The organism is Bradyrhizobium sp. DN3 (genome assembly GCF_041357655.1).
In the GTDB taxonomy this organism is placed as follows: Bacteria; Pseudomonadota; Alphaproteobacteria; order Rhizobiales; family Xanthobacteraceae; genus Bradyrhizobium.
In genome coordinates this window covers 521693-547555 of record NZ_JAULLN010000001.1, presented here as the reverse complement: position 1 = coordinate 547555, position 25863 = coordinate 521693, and the positions used below count along the sequence as shown (strand labels likewise).

Annotated in this window: 24 protein-coding genes and 1 riboswitch; of the genes, 10 read left to right on the top strand and 14 right to left on the bottom strand. The window is 65.1% G+C overall.

Annotated features, from left to right (window positions below):
* Positions 1 to 11 precede the first annotated feature (11 nt).
* Positions 12 to 1220 carry an MFS transporter gene (locus AAE027_RS02445; RefSeq protein ID WP_370984950.1) on the bottom strand — a complete coding sequence of 403 codons (1209 nt, stop codon included), beginning with the start codon at positions 1218 to 1220 and terminating at the stop codon, positions 12 to 14.
* A 127-nt stretch (positions 1221 to 1347) separates the two neighbouring features.
* Positions 1348 to 1425: riboswitch (Fluoride riboswitch) on the bottom strand.
* A gap of 248 nt (positions 1426 to 1673) precedes the next feature.
* Here AAE027_RS02445 and AAE027_RS02440 point away from each other — a divergent pair.
* Both AAE027_RS02440 and AAE027_RS02435 read left to right on the top strand, forming a co-directional pair.
* The gene (locus tag AAE027_RS02440) at positions 1674 to 2537 is read left to right on the top strand and encodes a DUF1194 domain-containing protein (RefSeq protein WP_370984951.1); all 864 of its coding nucleotides are present in this window, start codon (positions 1674 to 1676) and stop codon (positions 2535 to 2537) included.
* Between the two features lie 177 nt (positions 2538 to 2714).
* The gene (locus tag AAE027_RS02435) at positions 2715 to 3350 is read left to right on the top strand and encodes a hypothetical protein (protein WP_370984952.1); all 636 of its coding nucleotides are present in this window, start codon (positions 2715 to 2717) and stop codon (positions 3348 to 3350) included.
* Positions 3351 to 3362: 12 nt separating this feature from the next.
* Here AAE027_RS02435 and AAE027_RS02430 read toward each other — a convergent pair whose 3' ends face one another.
* Complete coding sequence (locus tag AAE027_RS02430; protein WP_370984953.1) at positions 3363 to 4136, bottom strand: enoyl-CoA hydratase/isomerase family protein; 774 nt, start codon at positions 4134 to 4136, stop codon at positions 3363 to 3365.
* A gap of 16 nt (positions 4137 to 4152) precedes the next feature.
* Complete coding sequence (locus tag AAE027_RS02425; protein ID WP_370984954.1) at positions 4153 to 4980, bottom strand: nucleotidyltransferase domain-containing protein; 828 nt, start codon at positions 4978 to 4980, stop codon at positions 4153 to 4155.
* A gap of 109 nt (positions 4981 to 5089) precedes the next feature.
* Between AAE027_RS02425 and AAE027_RS02420 the strand changes: the two genes are divergently transcribed.
* A complete protein-coding gene (locus tag AAE027_RS02420) occupies positions 5090 to 5689 on the top strand; it encodes a hypothetical protein (RefSeq protein WP_370984955.1) in 600 nt (199 codons plus the stop codon).
* Here the strand turns inward: AAE027_RS02420 and AAE027_RS02415 are convergent.
* Together AAE027_RS02415 and AAE027_RS02410 are read right to left on the bottom strand one after the other, a co-directional pair.
* The gene (locus tag AAE027_RS02415) at positions 5686 to 6681 is read right to left on the bottom strand and encodes an Acg family FMN-binding oxidoreductase (protein ID WP_370984956.1); all 996 of its coding nucleotides are present in this window, start codon (positions 6679 to 6681) and stop codon (positions 5686 to 5688) included. The two genes, AAE027_RS02420 and AAE027_RS02415, sit on opposite strands and share 4 nt — an antisense overlap.
* A gap of 185 nt (positions 6682 to 6866) precedes the next feature.
* The gene (locus AAE027_RS02410) at positions 6867 to 7775 is read right to left on the bottom strand and encodes a GntR family transcriptional regulator (RefSeq protein ID WP_244551254.1); all 909 of its coding nucleotides are present in this window, start codon (positions 7773 to 7775) and stop codon (positions 6867 to 6869) included.
* Between the two features lie 89 nt (positions 7776 to 7864).
* Here AAE027_RS02410 and AAE027_RS02405 point away from each other — a divergent pair, with 89 nt between their 5' ends.
* From AAE027_RS02405 to AAE027_RS02385, 5 genes are read left to right on the top strand one after another with little or no spacing between them, the layout of a single operon-like run.
* Positions 7865 to 8800: a hydroxymethylglutaryl-CoA lyase gene (locus AAE027_RS02405; RefSeq protein ID WP_370984957.1), complete on the top strand. Its 936-nt coding sequence runs from the start codon at positions 7865 to 7867 to the stop codon at positions 8798 to 8800.
* Positions 8797 to 10011, top strand: a complete 1215-nt coding sequence (locus AAE027_RS02400; RefSeq protein ID WP_370984958.1) for a CaiB/BaiF CoA transferase family protein — start codon at positions 8797 to 8799, stop codon at positions 10009 to 10011. The genes AAE027_RS02405 and AAE027_RS02400 overlap by 4 nt, the downstream gene beginning before the upstream one ends.
* A 44-nt stretch (positions 10012 to 10055) precedes the next feature.
* Positions 10056 to 11102, top strand: a complete 1047-nt coding sequence (locus tag AAE027_RS02395; protein ID WP_370984959.1) for an ABC transporter substrate-binding protein — start codon at positions 10056 to 10058, stop codon at positions 11100 to 11102.
* Positions 11099 to 11947, top strand: coding sequence for an ABC transporter ATP-binding protein (locus AAE027_RS02390; RefSeq protein ID WP_370984960.1), 849 nt, complete (start codon positions 11099 to 11101; stop codon positions 11945 to 11947). The genes AAE027_RS02395 and AAE027_RS02390 overlap by 4 nt, the downstream gene beginning before the upstream one ends.
* A 2-nt stretch (positions 11948 to 11949) precedes the next feature.
* Positions 11950 to 12801, top strand: coding sequence for an ABC transporter permease (locus tag AAE027_RS02385; RefSeq protein WP_370984961.1), 852 nt, complete (start codon positions 11950 to 11952; stop codon positions 12799 to 12801).
* A 10-nt stretch (positions 12802 to 12811) separates the two neighbouring features.
* Here the strand turns inward: AAE027_RS02385 and AAE027_RS02380 are convergent, their stop codons facing one another.
* The 8 genes from AAE027_RS02380 to AAE027_RS02345 all read right to left on the bottom strand — a co-directional run bounded on the left by AAE027_RS02380 (position 12812) and on the right by AAE027_RS02345 (position 22221).
* Positions 12812 to 14059 carry a class I SAM-dependent RNA methyltransferase gene (locus AAE027_RS02380; protein WP_370984962.1) on the bottom strand — a complete coding sequence of 416 codons (1248 nt, stop codon included), beginning with the start codon at positions 14057 to 14059 and terminating at the stop codon, positions 12812 to 12814.
* On the bottom strand, positions 14052 to 14786 hold the full coding sequence (locus AAE027_RS02375) for a TlyA family RNA methyltransferase (protein ID WP_370984963.1): 735 nt from the start codon (positions 14784 to 14786) through the stop codon (positions 14052 to 14054). The genes AAE027_RS02380 and AAE027_RS02375 overlap by 8 nt, the downstream gene beginning before the upstream one ends.
* Positions 14787 to 14814: 28 nt before the next feature.
* Positions 14815 to 15369 (bottom strand): nucleoside 2-deoxyribosyltransferase, encoded by a 555-nt coding sequence (locus tag AAE027_RS02370; protein ID WP_370984964.1) that lies wholly within the window; start codon positions 15367 to 15369, stop codon positions 14815 to 14817.
* A 240-nt stretch (positions 15370 to 15609) separates the two neighbouring features.
* The gene (gene dxs, locus AAE027_RS02365) at positions 15610 to 17538 is read right to left on the bottom strand and encodes a 1-deoxy-D-xylulose-5-phosphate synthase (protein ID WP_130220925.1); all 1929 of its coding nucleotides are present in this window, start codon (positions 17536 to 17538) and stop codon (positions 15610 to 15612) included.
* Between the two features lie 607 nt (positions 17539 to 18145).
* A complete protein-coding gene (locus AAE027_RS02360; RefSeq protein WP_370984965.1) occupies positions 18146 to 18397 on the bottom strand; it encodes an exodeoxyribonuclease VII small subunit in 252 nt (83 codons plus the stop codon).
* Between the two features lie 73 nt (positions 18398 to 18470).
* Entirely contained in the window at positions 18471 to 19400 is a 930-nt protein-coding gene (locus AAE027_RS02355; protein WP_370984966.1) for a histone deacetylase family protein, read from the bottom strand.
* 133 nt (positions 19401 to 19533) lie between these two features.
* Positions 19534 to 21195, bottom strand: a complete 1662-nt coding sequence (locus AAE027_RS02350) for a bifunctional metallophosphatase/5'-nucleotidase (RefSeq protein ID WP_370984967.1) — start codon at positions 21193 to 21195, stop codon at positions 19534 to 19536.
* A 267-nt stretch (positions 21196 to 21462) separates the two neighbouring features.
* Complete coding sequence (locus AAE027_RS02345; RefSeq protein WP_370984968.1) at positions 21463 to 22221, bottom strand: enoyl-CoA hydratase-related protein; 759 nt, start codon at positions 22219 to 22221, stop codon at positions 21463 to 21465.
* 82 nt (positions 22222 to 22303) lie between these two features.
* Here AAE027_RS02345 and AAE027_RS02340 point away from each other — a divergent pair, with 82 nt between their 5' ends.
* Positions 22304 to 22468 (top strand): hypothetical protein, encoded by a 165-nt coding sequence (locus tag AAE027_RS02340; protein WP_370984969.1) that lies wholly within the window; start codon positions 22304 to 22306, stop codon positions 22466 to 22468.
* Positions 22469 to 22483: 15 nt separating this feature from the next.
* Entirely contained in the window at positions 22484 to 23725 is a 1242-nt protein-coding gene (locus AAE027_RS02335) for an MFS transporter (protein ID WP_370984970.1), read from the top strand.
* A gap of 100 nt (positions 23726 to 23825) precedes the next feature.
* Here the strand turns inward: AAE027_RS02335 and AAE027_RS02330 are convergent, their stop codons facing one another.
* Positions 23826 to 25604: an acyl-CoA dehydrogenase family protein gene (locus AAE027_RS02330; protein WP_370984971.1), complete on the bottom strand. Its 1779-nt coding sequence runs from the start codon at positions 25602 to 25604 to the stop codon at positions 23826 to 23828.
* Positions 25605 to 25863: the final 259 nt, after the last annotated feature.

Below are 25863 nucleotides of genomic sequence, written 5' to 3'. Positions count from 1 at the left end.
ACTCCCCGTCATCATTTTTGCTCTGCTGCCAGACCGTTGCCGATGGCAAGCAGCCCCATGAGCGAGATCAGCGCAAAGCCGAGCCCCGCCAGGAACGTGCCTGCCGGACCATAGGCATCCCACAACGCGCCGGCGATCACGCTCGCAGCCAGCAGGGCCAGACCCGTGAATAGGTTGAAATAGCCGAATGCGGTGCCGCGCAGGCTCGGCGGCGCGGCATCGGCGACGAGCGCCGAGAGCAGGCCTTGCGTCAGCCCCATATGCAGCCCCCACAGCACGACGCCGAGCGCGAGGCCTGCAAGGCTCGGGAGCAGTGCCAGCGCGAGGTCGCCGCCGGCGAGGAAGACCAGGCCGAGCGCGAGCAGGCCGGTCCGGTTGATCCGGTCCGACAGCACGCCGGCGGGATAGGCCGACAGCGCATAAGTGACGTTCATCAGCACCAGCACCGCCGGCACCCACATCGGGTTGAGCCCGATGTTCTGCGCGCGCAGGATCAGGAAGGCCTCGCTGAAGCGCGCCAGCGTGAACACGACACCGACCGCGACGACGCGCCAGTAGACTGCCCCGAGCTGCTGCATCGCGGCAAGATTGAGCGGGTTCGTCGCAGGTTTGCGGTTCGGATCCGGCTCCGGCTCGTGCACGGCGAAGGCGATCAGGCCGAAGGACAGAAAGGCCGGCAGCACTGCCACCCAGAACACGATCGTAAAATTGTCAGCCGTCCACCACATCATGCCGATGGCCGCGAGCGGCCCGACGAAGGCGCCGATGGTGTCGAGCGATTGTCGCAGGCCAAAGCTTGCGCCGCGCAGGCCGATGGGAGCGATGTCGGCGATCAGCGCATCGCGCGGCGCGCCGCGAATGCCCTTGCCGACGCGGTCGATGAAGCGTGCCGCAACCAGCCATCCGACGCTCGGGGCGAGCGGAAACAGCGGCTTGGTGAAGGCGGCCAGCCCGTAGCCGAGCGCGGCGAGCAGCTTGCGGCGACCGAGCCAGTCCGACAACGCGCCGGAGAAGATCTTTGTGATCGAGGCGGTCGCCTCGGCAATGCCCTCGATGAATCCGACTGTGAGCGTGGAGGCGCCGAGCGCGGTGACGAGATAGACCGGCAGCAGCGCATGGATCATCTCGGAGGAGATGTCCATCAGCATCGAGACGAAGCCGAGCACCCAGATTCCCCTGGGTAAGGTGGCGCGCGCAGCATTCGGTGTCGTCGTGGTCACGTCTTCACTTTCTCCTGGCCTTGGCTTGCTGGCCCAGTTCCTGCCTTCGCCACCAGGCAATAAAAAACCCGCCATCGGCGGGTTGGTCCATGCTCCCACCAAAGGCAGAGGCTCAAAGATTGCCCCACCTCAAGCAGGAGTCATCAGCCCAGTACGATCATCGACCGCCGGGCGGTTGTCGGGGGACTCCATCCCCATCTGTGCATCCAGCCTAGCATGGAAATTGCGGCGGACAAGTGGGCCGGCCGCGCTGTCCCTAGGCGTCATTCTGCGCGCGTCGCGAGCTCTGGAACGACGGTGCCGGTCTCGCTGTGTGTTCCAGTCGCGCGAAGCGAGGCAACACGGCGGCGAGCACGTCGTTCCTAACTCGAATGTGAAGCGCAAGCGATCTTCGCACTTTGCGGCAAGGCGATTGCATGTCACCATCGCGTCATACGACGGGAGACCGCTGCGATGCGCTTGCTGTTCTCGATCGGGGCTGTGCTGGTGGCCGGCGTGCTTGTTGGAGGGGACGTCGCGGGCATCGCGGCGCCAGGACCTAAATTCGAGCCGCTTGAGAATCAGCCGCAGCGGCTGGCTGCCGACAAGGATGCACAGACGGTCGACGTCGAACTGATCCTCGCGGTCGACGTCTCCTACTCCATGGACATGGACGAGCTCGCGGTCCAGCGCGAAGGCTACGCGCTGGCGATCCAGTCCAAAGAATTCCTCCAGGCGCTGAAGCTCGGTCCGAACGGCCGGATCGCGGTAACCTATTTCGAGTGGGCCGCCTCCAGCGACCAGAAGATCATCATCCCCTGGCGCCTGATCGACGGCCCCGAGACCGCGGATGCGGTTGCCGCCGAAATCATGAAGACGCCGATCCGGCGCGCCTCGCGCACCTCGATCTCCGGCGCGATCACGTTTGCGATGCCGCTGTTCGACGAGGATCCATATCGGGGCTTGCGTCGCGTGATCGACATTTCCGGTGACGGCCCCAACAACAATGGCATCCCGGTCACGGTGGCGCGCGATGCCGCGCTCGAGAAGGGCATCGTCATCAACGGTCTGCCGATCATGGTCAAGGAGCCGTCCTATTCGACCATGGATATCGACAATCTCGACTTCTACTACGAGGACTGCGTCATCGGCGGTCCCGGCTCTTTCGTCATCACGATCAAGGACCGCGACAAGTTCAAGGAAGCGATCCGCACCAAGCTGCTGATGGAGGTCGCTGGCCGCATGCCGGAGCGCCCCGTGATGCGGGTTGCGGACAAGGAGCCGCGCGTCAGTTGCATGATCGGCGAGAAGATCTGGTCGGACCGCTGGGGCCGTTAATAGCGTACCCCGTTGGGACCTTTCGCCTCATCTCGCCCGACGGTTGAATTTAACTGCTCGTTAACCGGCACATGGCCCTAATCCGGTTGTTTCAGTTCGTTTCCGATCGCAGTTTTGACTTTGCTGTCGGGCGCGCGAACGAGAGCGGGTTCGTCGAACCCGTCCACCGAGCAGACCATGGCCATCGTCACGTCGAGCACCAGCCAGATTTCTCCCGCCAACGAGCGGCTGTATCACCAGAGCGCGCTGCTTGGTGACTGGAAGGGCAATTGGGTGGGCAACAACCAGCCCGTCGGCTTCAAGGTCGTGAACATCCGCGGTGCCCGGGCGCAGGTCGAGTACACCCATAACGGCCACACCGAGCGCGGCTTTGCCGAGGTCAAGGGCACGCTCATCACCTTTGGCGGGGTTACGGTCGGCACCAAGGACGGCAAGAACATGGTGCTGCTGTTCTCCTTCGGGGGCGCTGGCAAGCAGACCGCGAACCTCGAGAAGCAGGACCCGCCGGCTTCCGACAGCCGCCTCATGGGAAGCTGGGGCGGCTATTCCAGCGAGAACGGCAAGAGCGCGAGCTTCAAGGTGCTTTCCGTCAATGGCAAGGAAGCCCAGGTCAGCGTCACCACCGACGGCGTCACCCGCCAGGGCACCGGCACCGTCTACAAGAACGTCATCATGTTCGGCCAGGCGCAGATCGCGACCGATGACGGGCAGAACGGCAAGGTCATCTACCAGGTCGGCACGAAATCCTTCATGGTGCCAGTGACGAAATATCCGCCGGCGGACTCCTCGTCTTCGGTCGACAAGACCGCCTGAAAGCTGCCGTCCTCACCATTTCGGCAGCCGCTTCTCCACGAACGCTCTCAAGCCCTCCTGCGCCTCATCCGACGTCGCGACATTGCAGAAATCGTCGACGGCGCTTGCAATGCTGCGCCGATAGTCGAGATCGATCTGGCGCATGAAGGCGGCGCGGCCCATCCGCAGCACCGCGGCCGATTTTCCCGCGAACTGCGCCGCGAGCCTTGCGACCTCGGCCTCGAGCTCCGCATCGCCGACGACGCGGTTGACCACGCCGAGCTCGCGCGCCTCGGCGGCGCTGAAGACGCGGCCGGTGAACAGCAGCTCGAAGGCGCGGTGACGTCCGACGATCCGCGGCAGATGGGCATAGTGGATCGCCGGGATGACGCCGACGTCGATCTCGGGATAGCCGAACGTCGCGCTCTCGGCCGCCAGCACCACATCGCAGGACACTGCCATGGTCATGCCGCCGCCCCGCGCCGCACCGCCGACGGCGGCGATCGACGGTTTGCCGAGCCGATACTGCGCGTCGTAGAGGTCGATATAGAGCGCCTGGAGGAATTCGCGGATCTCGGCGCCGGGCTTGCCGAGCAGGATGTCGAGATCGAGGCCCGCCGAGAAGCGCTTAGGGATAGCGCTCGCCAGCACGACCACGCGCGCCTCCGGATCGTCCGCGGCGCGGCGGAGCGCCGCGACCACCGCGCGGATGAGTTCGAGGCTGAGCGCGTTGACGGGCGCGCGGCGCAGCGTGATGCGGGCGATGTTGCCTGTACATTCGTAAGTGACGGGATCGTCGGATGTCACCGGGTTCTCCATGCTTTCAAGATGTCAGCACCTTCAGCTGCCGGTCGATCCTGCGCAAGGCCTCGCAAGCGGGCGCAAAGGTGCCGTCGCCGATCAGCCGCCAGACCTCGTTTGCCTGCTCCTCCAGTTGCGGAATCGTCAGCGGCAGGCCGGCCGCCTCCTGGAGCGCGCCCTTTTCGTTGATGAGATAGCGTTCGTTCAGTGCGAACAGCACCTGCGCAATGCAGGCGAGCGATCTGTAGAGGCATCCCGCGATGTGGGTCCGCTCGTTACGTGCCGCCGCGAGCTCGGCATTTTCGATGCTGAACAGGACTTCCCACTGGAAGCGCTGGATCAGGGCGCGGCGCAGAGCCTGCGGATAGGGAAGTGCGATTGATTTGAGCTGAGCGATCAAACCCTTCGGATCGTGCAACGGCTGACAATACGCGATCTCGCCCATCCAGATTGCCGAGCAGAAGCCATGCGGATGGCCGGGCTGATAATCCATGGTGACCACGCCGGCGCGGCTGGATTCCATCGCCGCTTCGACCGCGTCGGCGTTGCGATAGAGCAGGTCGACCTTGCGGCCTTCCACTGAAAGCCAGGCGCCGCCGACGATCCACGGACCCCATTCGCCGACCGGCGTCACGGTCGTGGCTGCGGGATCGTCGGCGATGTCTTTTGCGGCGGCCAGCAGCCGTTCGGTATCCAGCGGGATCGCCGTCTTGAAATAGAGGCCGACATCGTAGTCCGACGTGGAGTGCCCACTGCCCCGCGCACGCGAGCCGCCGAGAACGACAGCCTCGACGCCCGGTACTCCGGCAAAGGCGGATGTCAGGCGCGTGAGCAGCGGATCGTGGGGCATCAGGTGGAGCTCTCCGGGAGGCTCGGGGCCGTGACGTCGGCGCGGTCGCACCGCTGGCATTGGTGATGTCCGAGGAGTATAATTTGCAAAACTCTTGACGGTCATCTGAATGTTCAACCCCGCAGCTTCACGCGCTCTTGCAACTCTCGCCTTGCTCTGCCTCACCGGCGCACAGGCTCATGCGCAAGTTGCGCCGCTGAGATATTGGATTCCCGGCGGGCCTTTCGGCCTCAGTGGTGGTGCCGAGCAGAGTTCCGATACTTACGGCGGCTTCTCGAGCTTCAATGCCGGCGATGCGGGTTGGCGTACCAGCTATGCGAACGGTTTCTTCGTCGGCAGCGAGCGCGGCAATTTTGGTCTGAGCGGCTTCAATCAGGCCGGCTCGGCCGGCAATTTCAGCGCACTGTCCTATGACAGCACGCAGTTCGGCTACACCACCAAGACGGCGGGCGGCCTGCCCGTCACGTTCTTCGCCGGATTCGACACGTTGAAATTCGGCAACGGCATCGGCAGCTCGCTGGCGCCGCTGACCTCCAGCGCCACGCCCGGTTATGGCGCGTTCGCGGGTGTCGAGTTCAAGCCGACCTCCAATCTCAGCCTGTCGTTCGGTGCCGGCTTCATCCAGCAGCAGTCGGGACGCCTGGACAGCGACATCAACTCCTCGATGCTGCCCGGCGAGTCGCCGGCGTTGGGCGGCTTGCGGCGTTAGAATTGCATCACCAGCTCCGGCGGACGCCGCAGCGATTTCGGCAGGTTCGGGCCGGTCCCGAAGCGCATCACGATATCGGGGCGCCGTTCGCCCAGCCCGAGCCGGGTCGCAAATTGCGGCCTCAGCGCTGCCACCTCGACCGGCTGGTTGACGAAGGAATATTTCAGTCCCAGCGCGGTCGCCTGCAAGCCGAAACGCTGACAGGCGCGGCCGACCGCGATCCAATGCCACTTGTCGCTGCGATCGGCAGCGAGCACGATGACGCCCGCAGAGCTCTCGAGCTCTTCGCGGTATTTCTTGTTTTCCCCGCGCTCGGTGAAGAAGAGCTTTAGAAGCGGTCGCGCCGCCCATGAAGGCAGCGAGGGGTTTCCCGACGCGGGCGAGAACAACCCGTCCATGGTCGCGAGCGCCTCCGTCTCGTTGAAGCGGATCCAGCTGACGAGCTCGCGCATGAAGGCCTTGTCGCGCATTTGCGCCGAGTTGCCATCGAGCACATAGTCGGTGACCTCAGCGATCGCGGCGCGTTCGGTTATCAGGACCGCCGCGACGTTCGGTTCGCGACAGGCGTTCTCGAGCCGGCGCAAGATCTCCGGTGTGGCCGGCCTGCCGTCGAAGGTCGCACGGGTGCATTGCCTGACGGGAATCGCGGCGGCCAGCTCCGATGCTGCCGGCGGGGCCTCTTCGAGCGTGATCACGATCCGGTCGCCATCGACGAACGGAGTGGCGTGCCAACCCAGTGTGGAAGCTGCGAGGATGAGGTTTTCCGCAGCGCAGCCGAGACTGACGAAGAGATGATGGTCATCCGGATCGACGGCCGGACAGCGGCGCGCGAAGTCGGGGGCAATTACGATTTCGTTGCCGAGCGCGGAGAAGATCCACGGCTGGGTGTTGTGGCTGTTGGCCGCCAGGGTCGCAAATCGGACGAGCTCGCGATCCCTCGGCCTGGCTTGAAGTGGGGCCCGTGATGCATCCACCGCCTCGTCGTAGGTCATCGTTGCTCCTGCGGCAGGAGAGCCGCTGACCGCAGCCGCGGACAACCCGAGCGCGGTTATGATGAACTGCCGTCGGTTGAACACGAACGTCCGCTCCCTGCCGTTGCGCAGGACGCGTTAGCACCAACGGACGCGAGAGCGATTGACCGGAATCAAGCTGGGATGGCAGCAATTTGGTTCGCGCATCACGACAAGCCCGCCACCAGCGGGCGTTGCAGGTGCCGGGCCATCAGGTCGGCCGCCTCAGTGTAGCGCCGCGTCTCCAGGACGTCGAGCAGGCGCAGATGCTCGCGCACGTGCCGCCGCATGCCGTCGCGGTCGGCGAAGCTGCGATAGGCAAACAGGCGTCTGATCGAGTTCACGCGCTTGAGCGCTTCGAGAAAGAAAGGGTTGCCGGCGCCGCGGATGATCTCTTCGTGGAATTCGCAGCCGGAGTGAAAGACCTCGCCGATCGTCATCTTCTCGAGTTCGCCTTCGAAGACGCGCTGTTGGCGCTCGCGCAAGCGTACGATCACCTCCTGCGGCAGCGCAAAGCCCGGCTGCGCGATCGCCGCCGGCTCGATCACCGCGCGAAACGCCATGGCCTTGGCCTGGGCTTCGGGATTCGAAACCGTCTCGGCGAAGCGCCAGCCGTAGCCGGGGAGGCGTGCGATCCAGCCCTCGGCGGCGATCCGGTCCAGCAGCCGCTGTAGCTCGGCCCGGCTGAGGCCATAGCGGCGCATCAGCTCTGCCTCGGTGACGTCGGCCGGCAGCCGTGTTGCGAGCACGTCGCCTGCGATGGTCGCATAAACCTGCTCGTTGCGCCTGACCGCCGCGAGCGCCGGTTGGGCCGCGCCGCTGGTGGGATTCTTTGCCAGCACAAAGCCGCGATGCGGCTCGCCGCGCGCCAGCCCCGCTGCTTCCAGAGCCTTCAGGCCGAGCCGGATCGGCGCGCGTGAAAGGTCCAGCGCATCCGCAAGCCTTTGTTCGATCAGGCGGTCTCCGGCCTTCATGCCTTCGCGCCGGGCCAGCGCCATGATCAGCCCGGCGAGGTGCTCGGCGCGCTCGGAACCGTTTTTGACGCTGCGCTGTCGGGAACTGTCGGATGCGATCATTGCAGTGCACGCAAGTTTTGGGCTTGACAGACTGTCCCATGGATTGTTGTTTTATGCAACAATATACAATCGACCCAGGGAGAGCCACGATGGCGCGCGCGCCCGATGTCCACATTTGCGAGGTTGCTCCCCGCGATGGTCTCCAGAACCTGGACGTCTTCGTTCCGACCGAAGCCAAATGCGCGCTGATCGACACGATCGCGGCCGCCGGCGTGCGCGAGATCGATGCCGGATCCTTCGTCCCGCCAAAGGTCGTGCCGCAATTCGCCGACGTCGATGCGGTGATGGCGCATGCGCTCACGCACAAGTCCGCAACCATCGGCGCGCTGGTGCCGAACCCGAAGGGCGCCGAGCGCGCCATCGCCGCAGGCGTCAACGCCGTCTATTTCGTCATCTCGGCAAGCGAGACGCACAACCGCGCCAATGTGCGCCGCACGATAGAAGAGCAGCTTGACGGCTTTCGCGCGGTCCGCGCCGCGATCGACGCCCGACCGGCGGACCAGCGGCCGCAACTGATGGGCGCGATCTCCACCTCCTTCGGCTGCTCGCTGGAGGGCGAGGTGAGCGAGGCGGCAGTGTGCCGTGTGGCACGCGCTTTTGCCGAAGCCCGCGCCGACGAGATCGGGCTTGCCGACACCGTCGGCTATGCGACTCCCAAATCGATCCGGCAGATCGTCACGGCCGTGCGGCGCGAGGTCGGGCCGCAAATGATGCTGCGACTGCATCTGCACGACACGCTCGGTGCGGGCCTTGCCAATGCCGTCGCCGGCCTCGAAGCGGGCATCCGCCGTTTCGACGCCGCGGTGTCCGGCCTCGGTGGCTGTCCCTTTGCACCTGGTGCGCGTGGCAACATCGTCACCGAGGATCTCGTGTTCATGCTGGAGCGCATGGGATTCTCCACCGGCATCGACCTCGACCGCCTGATGCAGACGCGCGATATTCTCGCCCGCCATATCCCGGCAAAACATTTGACGGGGCATCTGCACGAGGCCGGCATCCCCAAGGTCCTGCGGAGCGCGGCATGAACAGGGCTGCGCGCGAGACGCCATCGGAGCTTCGTCCGCTGGCAGGCCTGCGGGTCATCGAGTTCAGCCAGATGGTGATGGGGCCGAGCTGCGGCTTGATCCTCGCCGATCTCGGCGCCGACGTGATCAAGGTCGAGCCGCCCAAGGGCGACCGCACTCGGTACTTCAAGGGGCCCGCCGCCGGCTTTTTCGCGACCTACAGCCGCAACAAGCGCAGCATCGCGCTGGATACGTCGACTGCGGAAGGCCAGACGATCGCACGCAGGCTGATCGAGAACAGCGACGTCCTGATCGAGAATTTCAGGCCGGGCCTGTTGAAGCGGATCGGCCTCGACTACGAGACTGTCGCCGCCTTTGCACCACGCCTGATCTATTGCTCGCTCAAGGGCTATTTGCCCGGGCCTTACGAGAACCGCCTCGCGCTCGACGAGGTCGTGCAGATGATGGGTGGCCTCGCCTACATGACCGGCTTGCCCGACCGTCCCATGCGCGCCGGCGCCTCGGTCAACGATGTCATGGGCGGCATGTTCGGCGTGATCGCAATTCAGGCTGCGCTGGCCGAGCGGCAGCGGACCGGCCGGGGGCGCTACATCCAGAGTGCGCTGTACGAGAACAACGTGTTCCTGATGGCGCAGGCCATGATGTGCGAGGTGGTCAGCGGCCAGCCCTCGATCCCGTATTCGATCAAGGACAGCCCATGGCCGGTTTATGATCTCTTCGACACCCGGGACGGCTCGAAACTGTTCGTCACCATCGTCGGTGAGGAGCAATGGGCGGCGTTCTGCCGCGCCTTCGATCGCGAAGCCTGGCTCGCTGACCCGCGCTTTGCCACGAGCAACGACCGCGTCGATCATCGCGGCTGGCTGATCCCCGAGATCGCGAAGATCTTCAAGCAATGGGACAAGGCCGATCTCGCCGCGCGTCTCGAGCAGCTCGATCTGCCCTATGCGCCGGTGAACAAGCCCGGCGATCTCTTCGATGATCCGCATCTCAACCAGTCGGGAGGCCTGACCGATATTCGGCTGCCTGATGGCGGCGAGGCCAAGACGCCGCTCTTGCCGATTTCCATGGACGGGAGGCGTCTGCCCAACCGTTACGATCCACCTGAGATCGGCGAACACAGCGGCGAGATCCTGAGCGAGATCGGCATGTCGCCGAATGAGATCGAAACGCTGCGACAGGCAGGGACGATCAAGGTCGCGCCGTCCTGACCGATCGGCGCAATCGAACAAAGAAACCAAGGGAGGAGGAGCACATGAGCATTACCAGGCGCCAGGCGCTGATCGCAGGCTCCGCATGGGCCGGCGCATCGCTGCTGCCGGGGCAGCTGCGCGCGGAGGCCAAGCAAGTCTCGCTCGCCTTCGGACCGGTGTCGCCGGTCTATGCCATCGGCATGATCGCGGAGCTGAAGGGGTACTTTAGGGACGAAGGACTCGATTCCAAGCTCGTCACCGGCAATGCCGGCACATTCGGTCGCCAGACGCTGGCGGCAGGGCAAGCGCTGTTCGCCCATGGCGATGCCAGCCACCCGCTCCAGCTCAGTGCTCGCGGCAAGTCCTGCAAGATCCTGCTCGCGACCGAGATGGTATGCTCCTACGCCAGCATCATGGTCCGGCAGGACCTCCACGACAGCGGCATCAATTCGGTCGAGAAGCTCGCGGATTACAAGCGCCCCGATGGCGCCAAGCCGATCGTCGCCGCCACCGCCATCGGGTCGGGCACCTGGGTGTTCGGCACCTACGTGTTCGAAGCGCGCGGGCTCGGCGGCAAGGTGAACTGGGTCGCGGGCGGCGGGACCAACACCATGTTCCCCTCGCTCCAGACCAAGCAGTTCGACGCCATCATGGCGCCGCCGAGCTGGATCGTCGAAGTCGAGAAGAAGGGCTTTGGCCGGACGATTTACGACACCTCAAAACCCGGCGTGTTTGAGAAGGATTTCGGCGGGACGCTGCCCGTACTCGTGATCTACACGCTCCAGGACACGATCGAGCAGGACAAGGCGATGGTGCAGGCCTATGTCAATGCGATCCATCGCGCGATGGCTTTCGTGAAGGCGACGCCGCTCGCGGAGGTGCAGGCGCTGGTCACGCCGAAATATTTCTCGGGCATCGATCCCGACGCGGTCAGCGCCGAGCTCGGCTTCGACAAGTCGACCTGGGCCTATGACGGTGTCATCGACAAGCCCGCGTTCGAACGTGGCGCCAAGCCCTGGTACCGCAAGGGAACCGATATTCCCGAGACCAAATACGAGGATGTCGTCGACATGAGCTTCCTCCAGGCAGCCAGGGCGAAATACAAATGATCGCCGCGCCAGGTCAGGGCCTCGCGCTCGCGCGAGACGAGGATCAAATAGCGGCGGCGCGCACCCGCATTGCCGTGCAGGGGCTCGCCAAGCGATTCAACGCGTCCGGCCGCGAGTTCGTGGCGGTGGATGACGTCTCCTTCGAGGTCAAGCAGGGCGAGTTCGTCGCGTTGCTCGGTCCCTCCGGCTGCGGCAAGAGCACCATCCTCAACATGGTCGCGGGGCTGTTGCCGCGCTCTGGCGGACGCATCCTGATCGACGAGGACACGGTCGAGACCGGCAAGGTCAACCCCAGGGTCGGCTATGTCTTCCAGCGCGATACGCTGTTTCCCTGGCGAACCGTGGAGCAGAACATCGGTTATGGGCTGGAGATCGCGGGACTGCCGAAGACCGAGCGCGCAGAGCGCGTCGCTTCGGCGGTCGAGAAGGCCGGGCTCTCGGGCTTTGCGCAGAGCTTTCCACGCATGCTGTCCGGCGGCATGCGCCAGCGCGTCGCCTTGATGCGCACGCTGATCCTGGAGCCCGAGATTCTGCTGATGGACGAGCCGTTCGGCGCGCTCGACACTCACACCAAGCTGGAGATGCACAAGACGCTGCTGGAGATCTGGGAACGCGAGCGGCAGACCGTGCTGTTCGTGACGCACGATCTCGGCGAAGCTTTGACGCTGGCGAGCCGCATCATCCTGCTCTCGGCGCGGCCCGGCCGTCTCAAGGAAGACTTCGACGTCGCCATCCCGCGTCCGCGTGACCCCGTGGCCGTGCGCGAGACCGCCGAATTCGGCCGTCTCTATTCCCACATCTGGCATTCGCTCGGCGAAGAATTCCGCCGCACCAAGGCCGACTGACCATGTCCAACAGCCGCACCGTCATCCTGTTCTGGCAACTGGCCATTCTCGCAGCCGTTCTCGTCATCTGGCAGTGGGGCTTTGAATGGAGCAAGGCGCTGCTGCCGAAGGCCTACGTACCGAAGATCCTCGATCCCTATTTCGTCGCCAAGCCGTCGCTGATCTGGCAGAGCTTCCTGCGGCTTGGCTGCTTTGCCGATACGAGCGGCTTTGCCGCCTGCATCAAGGGCAACGACAACAATCTGTGGCTTGCGACGCTCGTCACGCTGAAGAACACCTGGTGGGGATTTTTGTTCGGATCTGCGAGCGGCATCGCGGCCGGCCTGATCCTCGGCCGTTCGGATTTCCTCGCCCGCGTATTCGGGCCGTACATCGTGGCATTCAATTCGATACCGCGCATCGCGCTGGTACCGCTCGTCATCCTGATCTTCGGCCTCGGCGATCTCTCCAAGATCGCGACCGCCTGGCTCGTCGTGTTCTTCGTGGTGTTCTTCAACACTTTCGAGGGAACGCGTGCGGTCGACCGCGACCAGATCGCCGCCGCTCGTCTGCTCGGCGCCAGCGAGTTCACCGTGCTGCGCACGGTCGTGATCCCGTCCGCCCTCGCCTGGGTGTTCGCCTCGCTGCTGCCGGCCGTGTCTTTTGCGCTGATCGGCGTCATCGTCGGCGAATTCATCGGTGCCGAGCGCGGGCTCGGCAAGCTGATCATCGAAGCCGAGGCGCGGGCCAATGCCAGCGAGATGATGGTCGCCATCTTCGTCATGATGTTCGTCGGCATCCTGCTGGCGATCGCGGTGCGCTCGCTCCAGTCCTACCTGCTGCGATGGCAACCGCAATTCGAGCCGTCGGCATAGCGATCCGACGTCACCGGCTGAACCGCGCCACCAGCTCCACATGCGGCGTGTGCCGGAACTGGTCGACCGGCACCACCGCCTCCAGCCGATAGCCGCCGTCGATGAGCAGTCGCGCATCGCGGGCGAAGGTCGCGGCGTTGCAGGACACGGCGACCACGACGGGTACCTTGCTTGCGGCAAGCTTCAGCGCCTGAGCTTGGGCGCCCTGGCGCGGCGGGTCGAATACCACCGCGTCGAAGTCGCGCAGTTCCTGCGGCATCAGGGGACGGCGGAACAGGTCGCGCGGCTGGGCTTTGATCGGCTTCAGGCCGGGCGTGCGCGCCGCTTTCGCCAGCGCTGCGATCGCGCCGGCGTCGCTGTCATAGGCGGTCACGCGCGCCTTCTCCGCCAGCCTCAGCGCGAACGGGCCGACGCCACAGAAGAGGTCGAGAACTTCCTTCGCCCTGCCGATGCGGTCGGCGACGAGAGCCGCAAGCGTCTCTTCACCCGCGACTGTTGCTTGCAAGAACGAGCCCGGCGGCAGCGTCACCTCAGCGCGGCCCATCTTTAGCGCCGGCGGCAGGCGTTGCAGCACCAGTTCGCCATGCCGGGTCAGTCGCGCCAGGCGGTGCTGCTCGGCGACGCGGGACAGCGCCGTCACCAGTGGCGTCGGCAGCGGGCCGGAGCCGCGCACATCGACATCGAGGCCGTTGGTGGTGGCGGTGACCTGGATGTCGAGCGGCTTCGTCACCGGCATCTTGGTCGTCAGCGGTTCGGCCAGCGCCCAGGCGGCGTCTATCGCGCCTGCGAGCGCGGGATCGAGGATGGGACAGCGATGGATTGGAATGACGTCGTGCGAACTCGTCGCGGAGAAGCCGACCTTGAGAACGTCATGCGTGCCGAAGCGGCTGTGCAGCGTGATGCGCCTGCGCCCGGCGCCGTGCGCATCGACCAGCGGTGCCACCTCGCAATCGACGCCAGCCTGCGCCAGCGTTTCGACCACGATGCCGCGCTTCCAGGCGTGATAGGGTTCGCTCGCCCAATGCTGGATGGCGCAGCCGCCGCAGACGCCGAAATGCGGGCAGAACGGTTCGATGCGCTCGGGGCTTGCGACGTCGACCGCGAGCAGCTTGCGGCGGTCGGGATGGTGGCCCGCGACGTGATCGACCTCGACGGTCTCGCCGCCAAGCGTATAGGGCACATAGATCGCTGCGCCGGCGTCCAGGCAGACGCCGTCGCCGCGATGGCCGACATGATCAATCGTCAGGCGCTCAACCACGGCGCGCGCCCAGGAAAAATTCGATGTTGCCGTCGCCGCCCGTGATCGGTGAGGGGAATATCTCGATGTCGGTGCAGCCGAGCGAAGCGGCAAAGGCCGCGATGTCGTCACAGATCTCCTGGTGCACGGCGGCGTCGCGGATGATGCCCTTCTTGTTGTGCTTTCGCTCCGCCTCGAATTGCGGCTTGATCAGCGCCAGCAGGCTCATGGGTGCCGCCGCCAGCGACAACGCCACCGGCAGCACCGCCTTGAGCGAGATGAAGCTGACGTCGATGACGACAATATCGGGCCGCGCCGGCAGACGTTTGCCTTCGTAGGACCTTATATCGGTCTCCTCCATCGACACGATCTTGGGATGATCGCGCAGCGAGGGATGCAATTGGCTGGTGCCGACGTCGATGGCGAACACCAGGCTTGCCCCGTTCGCCAGCAGCACCTCGGTGAAGCCGCCGGTGGAGGCGCCGACATCGAGGCAGACATGGTCCTCGATTTCAATCGGGTAATGCTCGAGCGCGCCGGCGAGCTTGACGCCGCCGCGGGAGACATAGGGATGCGCCGGCTCGGCCTGGATCACCGCATCCTCGGCGATCGTCTCGGACGGTTTCGAAACCGGCTTGTCGTCGGCCGTGACCAACCCGGCCTCGATCGCCGCGCGCGCCCGCGCCCGGCTTTCGAACAGGCCGCGCTCGACCAGCAATACATCCGCGCGCTTGCGGGCAGGGGGCATCACGCTCTCATGGGCACGACTGAGATGCTTATGTAGCGATCAATCGCGCGGCCGCCATCCGGACGCAAGCCTCGAACGCGGCGAGATCGTGCCAGACATCGACCGGCATCTGCGCCGGCGTCACCAGCGGGCAGCCGTGCAGTTCCAGCGCATGGATCATCATGAGGTTGTCGACGAGACCGAAATCCTCGACCGTCAGCCCCTGCGCATCGACCAGCCGTCCGTCCTCGGAGGCGACGTCCATGAAACGGCCGACGCGGTCGGCATACACGGCGCCGTCATTGGAATAGGCGAGGCAGAACTTACGCCGCCCGGCCATGTAGCCGAGCTCGTAGACGGTACCGGGATCGGCGCCGGCGCCGCGGAACGGGGTGAGGTTCGCAATGATGGCGTCGGCCCCGTCCATCATCGCCTCGTTGCCGCAAAAGATCTGCCGCGAGGCATCGGGCGCGGTGAGGTCGATCGCGTTGTCGAGGGGATAAAGGCCGGTAAGGCCATGAGCCGTGCAGATATCGACCTTGCGGCGGCCGATCTCTACCGCGTCCGGCAGGAACACGTCGGGGCCTGCCAGATAGATCTTCATGGAGTCAGAACCGGAAAATTAGGGTCGAGGAGCAAGCCACCGCGTGCGGTCTGCTCCCTCCCCCGCCTGCGGGGGAGGCATAGGCGGCCTTTTGGCCGCCGTACTTGGGAACGCCGATGCGAAAGCATCGGCTTACGGGAGAGGGTATCTCGGCAATCGAGAACCCCCAAGAGGAGAAAGCCCTCACCCGGATCGCTTTCGCGATCCGATCTCTCCCGCGAGCGGGAGAGGTGAAACCCATCAAGCCAGCTTGACCGTCTCGGCCTTGACGTCCTTGCCGAGCGCTTCGAACACCTTGGCGACGATGCCCTTGGCGTCGAGACCGGCGCGGGCGTACATCGCGGCGGGCGTGTCGTGGTCCTGGAACACGTCGGGCAGCACCATCGAGCGGAACTTGACCATGCCGCTGTCCAGCACGCCCTGATCGGTCAGGAACTGCGCGACATGCGAGCCGAACCCGCCGACCGAGCCTTCCTCGATCGTGATCAGGATCTCGTGGTCGCGGGCGAGCTTGAGCACCAGCTCGGTGTCGAGCGGCTTCATGAAGCGCGCGTCCGCAATCGAGGTCGACAGGCCGTGGGCTGCGAGCTCGTCGGCCGCCTTCTCGCATTCGGCGAGGCGCGTGCCGAAGGAGAGCAGGGCGATCTTGCTGCCCTGGCGGATCATGCGGCCCTTGCCGATTTCGAGCGGAATGCCAACCTCGGGCATGTCGATGCCGCGGCCTTCGCCGCGCGGATAGCGCAGCGAACTCGGACGGTCGTCGATCGCGACCTGGGTCGCCACCATGTGCACGAGCTCGGCCTCGTCCGCCGCCGCCATGATCACCATGTTCGGCAGGCAGCCGAGATAGGCATTGTCGAACGAGCCGGCATGGGTCGCGCCGTCGGCGCCGACCAGGCCCGCGCGGTCGATGGCGAAGCGGACGGGCAGGTTCTGGATCGCGACGTCATGCACGATCTGATCATAGCCGCGCTGCAGGAAGGTCGAGTAGATCGCGCAGAACGGCTTATAGCCTTCGGTCGCAAGACCGGCGGCGAACGTCACCGCGTGCTGCTCGGCGATGCCGACGTCGAAGGTGCGGTCGGGGAACGCCTTGTTGAAGATGTCGACGCCGGTGCCCGACGGCATGGCCGCGGTGATAGCGACGATCTTGTCGTCCTTCTGCGCTTCCTTGACGAGGCTCTGGCCGAACACGTTCTGGTAGGCCGGCGCGTTCGGCTTTGCTTTCGCCTGGGTGCCGGTGGCGACATCGAACTTGACCACCGCATGATACTTGTCGGCGGATGCTTCCGCCGGGCCGTAGCCCTTGCCCTTCTGGGTCACGACGTGAACCAGGATCGGGCCTTCCTCCATGTCGCGCACGTTCTTCAGCACGGGCAGGAGGTGGTCGAGATTGTGGCCGTCGATCGGGCCGACATAGTAGAAGCCGAGCTCCTCGAACAGCGTGCCGCCATCCATCATGAAGCCGCGGGAGTATTCTTCGACGCGGTTGGCGCGGTTGGCGAGGATCTTGGGCAGGCGCTTGTTGATCTGCTTGGCCGCATCGCGCAGCGTGCGATAGGTCTTGCCTGAATAGAGCCGCGACAGATAGGCGCTCATGGCGCCGACCGGCGGCGCGATCGACATGTCGTTGTCGTTGAGGATCACGATCAGGCGCGAGTTCATCGCTCCCGCATTGTTCATGGCCTCGTAGGCCATGCCCGCCGACATCGCGCCGTCACCGATCACGGCGATAACGTTGTTCTTGCCGCCGGAGAGATCGCGCGCCACGGCCATGCCGAGGCCGGCCGAGATCGAGGTCGAGGAATGCGCCGCGCCGAACGGATCGTAGTCACTCTCGCTGCGCTTGGTGAAGCCGGACAGGCCGCCGCCGGTGCGCAGGGTGCGGATGCGGTCGCGCCGGCCGGTGAGGATCTTGTGCGGATAGGCCTGATGGCCGACGTCCCAGATCAGCCGGTCGCGCGGCGTGTCGAAGACGTAATGGATCGCGGTGGTGAGCTCGACCACGCCGAGACCCGCGCCGAAGTGACCGCCGGTCACCGAGACGGCATCGATGGTCTCCTGCCGCAGCTCGTCGGCGACTTGGCGAACCTGCTCGATCTTGAGCTTGCGCAGGTCTTCCGGCGTCCGGATGGTGTCGAGAAGCGGCGTTTTACTGTATGCGTTCACGGCCATTTCCAATTTGTCAGCGCCGGAAGGTCATTCCGGTGCGCGATGGGTTTGCTCAATATCGGCGCAGCGCGAGTCCTCAAACCGTCGGAGCCACCTGCATGGGGCCAGGCCCCGTCTTCAAGCTTAGGTAAGCTTAAGTGCGCTCCGGTTCAGTCTCTGTGATCCCTGTCACTTAGATCGGCTTCGCCCGTCCCAGCCAATTTCATCAGCAGTTTGAAGCACTTGTCGTCGGTAATTATTGCCCACGCAAGGCTTACAAAAAGCCACACTCCGCGCAGCTTTACACCAAAGCTTGGGCCAAAGCCAACCCGCCGGGCCGATTGGGGGTATGCAGGTCCAACCGGCGGGCCGGCTTGGTTAACTGCGGCCCGTGACGAGGGGTTCCGGGCTCGTCCGGTTTCTTGGCGGACTTTTTTGCCAGAATCAGATCTTTTTCGTCGCTCGGAAGGCCTCGATCCGGAACGACCCCGACCAGCTCCCACCCCATGGAACCGTCACGCTTCGAGGGACGGCGCCGTGCGATCATGAAAAATGCAGCCGGCAGCGCTCCCCGTGCCCTGTTAAAGGGCAAGCGTGGTCAGAAACCGAATGGTGGGAACTTGGCTTACTGGACGTCGAGCGGCGCGGTGCCGTTGGCCTGGCCGCTGGCATCGGTGGTGATCTTGTCGACGCGGGCCTCGGCCTGACGCAGCAGGTCCTCGCAGCGGCGCTTCAGGGCCTCGCCGCGCTCATAGATCGTCACGGATTCCTCGAGCGGCACCTTGCCGTCTTCGAGCCGCTTCACGATCGTTTCGAGTTCCTCGATCGCGCGCTCGAAGGTGAGCCTGGAGACGTCGATTTGGGTATTTTCGGCCATATCCGTTTCCGATTGCCCGATTCGCTTCAAATGAGCAAAAGCAGAATTTTGCGGGCTTAATGTGGCGGGTTCGTCACGCGCCCATCAGGGCGCCGACATGCGCCGTAACAGATTCTTTCAGTCCTTGCAGATCATAGCCGCCCTCGAGCACCGAAACAATGCGGCCCCCTGCGCTCTTGTCGGCGAGGTCCATCAGCTTGCGCGTCACCCAGGCATAGTCCTCGGCACGCAGGTTCAGCGAGGCCAGCGGGTCGCGATAATGCGCGTCGAAACCGGCGGAGATGATGAGGAGCTCGGGGCTGAATTTTTCGAGCCGCGGCAGGATCAGATTCTCGAACGCGTTGCGGAATTCCGGCCCGCCGTCCTCGGACGCGAGCGGCGCATTGACGATGGTGTCGTGGTCGCCGCGCTCGCTCTTGGCGCCGGTGCCCGGAAACAGCGGCATCTGGTGCGTCGAGCAGTACATCACGGTCGGGTCCGACCAGAAGATGTCCTGCGTGCCGTTGCCGTGATGCACGTCGAAATCGACGATGGCCGCGCGTTTGATGCCGAATTTGCGCTGCGCATGGCGCGCCGCGATTGCGACATTGTCGAAGAAGCAGAAGCCCATCGGCTTGCCGATCTCGGCGTGATGTCCGGGCGGGCGCACCGCGACGAAGGCGTTGCGATGCTCGCCGGCCATCACCGCTTCAGCGGCCGCGACCGCGCCGCCGACGCCGCGCATCACCGCTTCCCAGGTGCCCGGCGACATCGAGGTGTCGCCATCGAGATAGACTTGGCCGCTGGTCGGCGCGATGTGGCGCAGCTCGGTGACGTAGTGCTCGTTGTGGCACAGCGTGACGAGATCGAGATCGCCCTCCGGCGCCTGGTCGCGCGCCAGAAACTGGAAACGCTCGTGCGACAGCGCTTCTTCCACCGCGCGCAGTCGATCCGGCCTTTCAGGATGTCCCGGCGGCGTGACGTGGTCGAGGCAGGCCTTGTGGGAGAGAAGAAGCGTGCTCATCAGGTCGGCCTCACAGAAAACGGCTCTTGACGTCGCTTGGCGCATCCGGCGCCAAAACGCAATGCAAAACCCAATCTAGGCGTTTGGACGGCAATGGCAAAGGGTCGTCCCGCGCCGGCCCGTTTGATCCGGATCAATTCACCCGCAGGATGCGGGTGGGCGGTAGCGGACCGATCGGCCCATGCGCCCGGAAGAACGCAAACAGCGCGTCGGCGTCGTAGCCGCCATATTGCGGCGCCGAGCCCTGTTTGGCGACGGCAAAGCCGTCGCCGCCGACGGCGAGGTAATCGTTGAGGGTGACGCGGTAGCCGCTTCCAGCTTCGATCGGCCTGCCGCTGAGCGTCATCTTCTCCGGCATTACGCGCTCGCCGAATGGTTTCGCCGCGTCCCAGGCATAGCTGAATCCGTTCGACACCTGCAGGATCCGCGGCCGCTTCGGGTCGAGCCATTGTTGTTCCAGCAAGTCCTTGAGCTGGCGGCCTGTGAGCGTCATGGTGACGAGGCGGTTGCGGAACGGCTGGCTGGCGAAGACGTCGCCAAACGTTATCGCGCCGTTCTCCTTCGGAACGATGTCGGTGCGGATGCCGCCGGGATTGGTGAGCGCGATGACGGCGCCGCCGTCCTTGGCATCGCGGGTTGCAAGCAATTGCGCATCCGCAATGACGTCGCCGAGCGCGCTTTCGCCGGCCTCGTTCGGAATGCGCGACAGCGTCTGCGTCACCGATCCGGCCGGCCGGTTGGCGATCGGCGCCGACAGCTTGTCGTAGGCTTCGATCAATGCGGTCTGCTCGGCATCCTTTGCCAGCGAGGCATTGGCGACGATGACGTTCTCGGCCCTGGCGCTGACGATGTCGCGGCTTGCGGGATCGAGCTTGAGGTCGATCGCGGTGACCAGCGTGCCGAATTTGTCGCCGCTGGTGACGAGGCGTCCATCGATATTGCAGACATAGGCGCGATGGGTGTGACCGCTGACGACGACGTCGACGGCGCGGTCGAACTTCTTGACGATGTCGACGATCGGGCCCGAGATGCCGGGACATTCGTTGTAGTCGCCGGCAGGCTCGCCGCCTTCGTGGATCAGCACGACGATCGCTTCCACCCCGCGCGCCTTCAATTGCGGCACGAGCGCATTCACCGTCTCGGCTTCGTCGCGGAATTCGAGTCCGGCGATGCCCGCGGGCGAGACGATGCCGGCGGTGCCTCTCAACGTCAGTCCGATGAAGCCGACGGGAATGCCGTCGAACTCCCTGATCTCAAAGGGCGGCAGCACGCTTTTGCCGGTCGCGGTCTCGATTGTGGAGGCTGCGAGATAATGGAATTTGGCGCCCGTGAAGGGATGCGGCCCCTGGCAGTCGTCGATCGGATGGCAGCCGCCGTTCTGCATCCGCAAGAGCTCGGTCTTGCCCTCGTCGAATTCGTGATTGCCGACCGAGGTGATCGCAAGACCCATCATCGACAGCGACTCGATCGAAGGCTCGTCGTGAAACATCGCCGACAGGAACGGGCTCGCGCCGATCAGGTCGCCGGCGGCGACGAAGATTGTGTTCCTGTGTCCTTCGCGCAGCTGCTTCACCAGCGTCGCCATGTATTCGGCGCCGCCGGCCGCCACCATCACCTTCTTGGCTCCATCCTCGGGATCTCCGATGCGAATGCCGCCCGGCGGCGGGCGCAGATTGCCGTGAAAATCGTTGATCGCGAGGATGCGCAGCTCGACCGGCGCGGCGGTCTGGGCCGAGGCGGGGAGGGCAAAGGTGAGGGCGAGTGCGAAAGCGGTCAGGCGGAGAAGATGTCGCATGGAACCAGATTAGACGTTCGGCGCGAAGATTTCACGAAACCTTCTGTTGCATGCGGTGACTGCCGCGCACTCCCACCCGCCCCTTGAGGGGGCGGGTCGGTTCGCATGAAATGCGAACCGGGGCGGGGTGACAGACCATCCTGGCAGAAGGTGCCAGAAATTCTCGCGCATACGAGCGGGAGTCTTTGTGCGGCCCACCCCACCCCGCCCGCGCTTCGCGCGAGCGACCCTCCCCCTCCAGGGGAGGGTGGCAGCAGCGTGCTCACCTCACCGCTTCTTCCGGTTCGCGAACGCATTGAACGCCGCCACCGCTTCGTCGGACTGCAGCCGCTCGCCGAACAGATGCCCTTCCTGGTCGATGCGGCGGGTGAGCTCCTCGGGTGGGGCGCGCAGCAGTCGGCGCGAGGTCGCGACCGCCTCGGCTGGCAAGCGGCAGATCTCGCGCGCCACCTTGCGCGCCTCGACCTCGGTGTGTCCCGGCGAGACCACGGTGTTGACGAAGCCTGCGGCGTGCGCCTCCGCGGCGGAAAAAGTCCGCCCCATCACCAGCATTGCAAATGCCCGCTGGTAGCCCATCGTGTTCGGCATCAGCAGGCTGGCCGCGCCGACTGGTACGAGCCCGAGATGGATATAAGGTGCGGAGAAGGTCGCAGCGTTCGAGGCGAGCACATAGTCGCAGTGGAACAGCATCACGGTGCCCATGCCGATCGAGGCGCCGTCCACGGCCGCGATGATCGGCTTGGCATTGAGGGCGAGCGAATAGAGAAACCTGGCGCCATTCGACAGCATCTCGGGCTGCGAGGCGTCGGCCTTGAGGAAATCCTCGATGTCGTCGCCGGCGGTGAACACGCCGGAGCCACCGGTGATGATCATGCAGCGGATATCTGGGTTGTTCTGCGCGGTGTCGATTGCGTGACTCATCTCCCGGTACATGTCCTGCGTGATCGCGTTCTTCTTGCTCGGACGACGCAGGGTGATCACGCGCGTTCCACGCTCTTCGGTGACGACGATATTGCCATTCGGCATGAGAGCCCCCTGCGGTCGCCGCGGCGCTTGCCTTTAGCGTGACTCACGAAACGTCAGCCTACATCATCTTGCAGGCGTGCCAATGCGCTGGCTCAAGCTTTTCGATGCCGATCTTGTGACGCAGGTACATGGCGCCGGCCGCATCGGTGGGGTCACGCTATTGCGCGTTGCAACAAATGGCTACAATGTTTCAATTGAAAAACCGCTGGTTGTGGGGCACGATCGCACATTGCACCGTTTGCTTTGACCGATTGCTCGATTGATGATTGCCACAACTGGTGTTGACGAATCCTCGCTGCACTACCGCGGCTGGCGCGTGGTGCTGGCCTGCTTCCTGATGGCCTTCTTCATGTTCGGCTTCGGCCTCTACGGCCAAGGCATCTATCTCGCCGAGCTGCAGCGCGCCCATGGCTGGCCGGGCACGCTGGTCTCCGCGGCCAGCACCTTCTCGTTCCTCCTGACCTCCGTCCTCGTCATCTTCACCGATGGTCTGCTCGCCCGCATCGGGCTGCGCGCGCTGATCCTGTGCGGCCTGTCGGCGCTCGGCGCTTCGACCGTGCTGCTGGCGCTGATGCAGACGCCCTGGCAGCTCTATCTGGCCTATGCGCTGATGTCGGTCGGCTGGACCGGCATGGGCACCGTGGTGATCGCAACCGTGCTGAACTCCTGGTTCGAGCGGCGCCGCGGCCTCGCGCTCAGCCTCGCCTTCAACGGTGCGACCTGCGGCGGCATCGTCCTCGTCCCGCTGCTGCTGTCGCTGACCGGCAGCATCGGCTTCCGTTTCGCGATGCTGGCGGTCACGCTCGCAATGGTGCTGCTGGTGCTGCCGGTCGTCGTGACGTTCATCGGTTGGCCCGCCGGGACCTCGCGGGCATCGGCCGGGCGTCCATCCGGTCGTGATGCGGCCGCACCAAGCCAGTCGCGCAAGGCGCTGCTCGCCAACGCGGCGTTCTGGACCATGGTGCTGCCGATCGCGATCGCGCTGCTGGCGCAGATGGGATTCATCATCCATCAGGTGACGTTTCTCGAGCCGCTGATCGGGCGCGCCAGCGCGGGCCTCGCCGTCACTCTCATGGCGGCGATGGCGGTGGTCGGCCGCCTGTCGCTCGGCCTGTTCGTCGACCGGCTCGATCCGCGGCTCGCCTGCGCCGCGTCGATGACGAGTCAGGCCGCGGCTCTCTTCGTGCTGCTCCAAAGCACGAGTCCGACCGTGCTGCTGGCCTGCTGCGCCGTCTACGGCTTCTCGATCGGCAACATGATCACGTTCCCGCCGCTGATCATCCAGCGCGAGATCGGCGCTTCCGCCTTCGCGGCCGCGATGGGGCTCGGCACCTCGATCAGCGGCATCGTCAGCGCCTTCGGCCCCGGCATCGTCGGCCTGGTGCGGAGCATTACCGGCAACTACACGACGGCGTTCGCGCTATGCGTGGTGCTCGATCTCGTCGCGGCGGCGGTCGTGCTGTGGCGGCCGGGGAGAAGCGTAGCCCGAATGTCCGCAAGCTGAGGCGAAGGTGTGCGCAAAATATTCGGTGTCGTCCCGGCCTAGCGCGCAATTGCGCGCGGGGGGCCGGGACGACACCGGTTGTGTGGCAGGCAGGCAGGTCTTACCCCAGCAGCACCGCGTCCGCCGCCGCGACCGATTCCGCGCTCTCCGTCACGGTGCGTTCGAGCGAAGGCGCCTGCACCGTGATGTTCTCGGCGAAGAAGCGGGCGAGCGAGACGTAGCGCGCGGCGTCCGTGGTGCCGTCGGCCTTGGCGGCGAGCGCTTCGGAGGCCAGCATGCAGCCCCCGAGCGTGGCGCCGAACTGCTGCAGATAGGGCGTAGCTCCCGCAAGCGCCTCGTTCGGTGCGGACGCAACGCGCTCCAACAGCCATTTGCTGGTGCGCGTCAGCGCTTCCAGCGCCTCGCGCAGCTTGGTGGCGGTGGTGCCGAAGGCGGGATCGTTGGAGGCCTCGACCTGTTTGACGGTGGCCGAGAGCTCGTCGAGCAGCGCCCACACCGAGGCACCGCCATTGGCCGCGAGCTTGCGCGTGACGAGGTCGATGGCCTGGATGCCGTTGGTGCCTTCGTAGATCGCGGTGATGCGGGCATCGCGATAGTGCTGCGCAGTGCCGGTCTCCTCGATGAAGCCCATGCCGCCATGCACCTGCACGCCGAGATAGGCGACCTCGTTGCCGATGTCAGTGGAATAACCCTTCGCGATCGGCGTCAGCAGCGCCGCGCGTGCGGCCGCATCGGCACGCACCTTCGCGTCCTTGGCGCGGGTCGATACGTCGATCGCGACCGCGGTCGCATAGCAGATGGTGCGCGCCGCCGCGGTCTGCGCCCGCATCCGCATCAGCATGCGCTTGACGTCGGGATGGACGAAGATCGCATCCGAGCCGTCGCCTTTCTTGCCGACCGCGCGGCCCTGCTTGCGCTCTTGGGCGTAGGACAGCGCCTGCTGATAGGCGCGATCGGCGACGCCGACGCCCTCGAGGCCGACGCCGAGGCGGGCCTGGTTCATCATCGTGAACATGCAGCGCATGCCCTGGTTCTCTTCGCCGATCAGGAAACCGATGGCGCCGCCATGATCGCCCATGGTCATGGTGCAGGTCGGCGAAGCATGCATGCCGAGCTTGTGCTCGACGCCGCTCGCATAGATGTCGTTGCGCTGCCCCAGCGAGCCGTCGGCATTGACCATGAATTTCGGTACGAGGAACAGCGAGATCCCCTTGGTGCCGGCGGGCGCGTCAGGCAGGCGCGCCAGCACGAAATGCACGATGTTGTCGGTCATGTCGTGCTCGCCATAGGTGATGAAGATCTTCGTCCCCTTGATGCGATAGGTACCGTCGGCCTGTCGTTCGGCGCGGGTGCGCAGCGCGCCGACATCAGAGCCGGCCTGCGCCTCGGTGAGCTGCATCGTGCCGGTCCACTCGCCGGAGACGAGCTTCTCGAGATAGATCTTTTTCAACTCGTCGCTGCCATGCGCCTCCAGCGCCTCGATCGCGGAGGCCGTCAGCAGCGGGCAGAGGCCGAAGGCGACGTTGGCGGCGCTCCAGATCTCGGTGCAGGCGGCGTTGATCGCGAGTGGCAGACCCTGGCCGCCAAAACCCTCCGGGCCCGAGACGGCGTTCCAGCCGCCCTCGGTCCAGCGCTTGTAGGCGTCCGGCCAGCCCGGCGCGGTCGTGACCTTACCCTCGCTCAGCTTGATGCCGTGCTCGTCGCCGACCTTGTTGAGCGGCGCCAGCACGTCGGATGCGAACTTGCCGGCTTCCTCCAGCACGGCTGCGGCTATATCGGCGTCGAAATCGCCGTAATGGCCGGCCGCCACGGCGGCCTTGAGGCCCGCGCCGTGGTTGAGCGACAGCAGCATGTCAGAGATCGGCGCGCGGTAGGTCATGGCTCACTCCCGTGGACAAATATTGGCGCCGTATTCCCATGAAACGGAGGCGGTCTCAATGGCCGGGAAGGGAGACGGCGCCGGCCGGGAGCGGGGCCATCGCCGCGCCTATAATATAGAGTGAGGAGGGGAGGGTCGCCCGCCCGTGTGGTATTTTGCCCCTCCAGGCGGTTGAAATGCCGCGCCGCTCCCTATAGACCGGCAGCACCTGAGGGAAATCCGCGGTAGCCCGATCTTCCGCCGTTCCGTCAGTCACCTG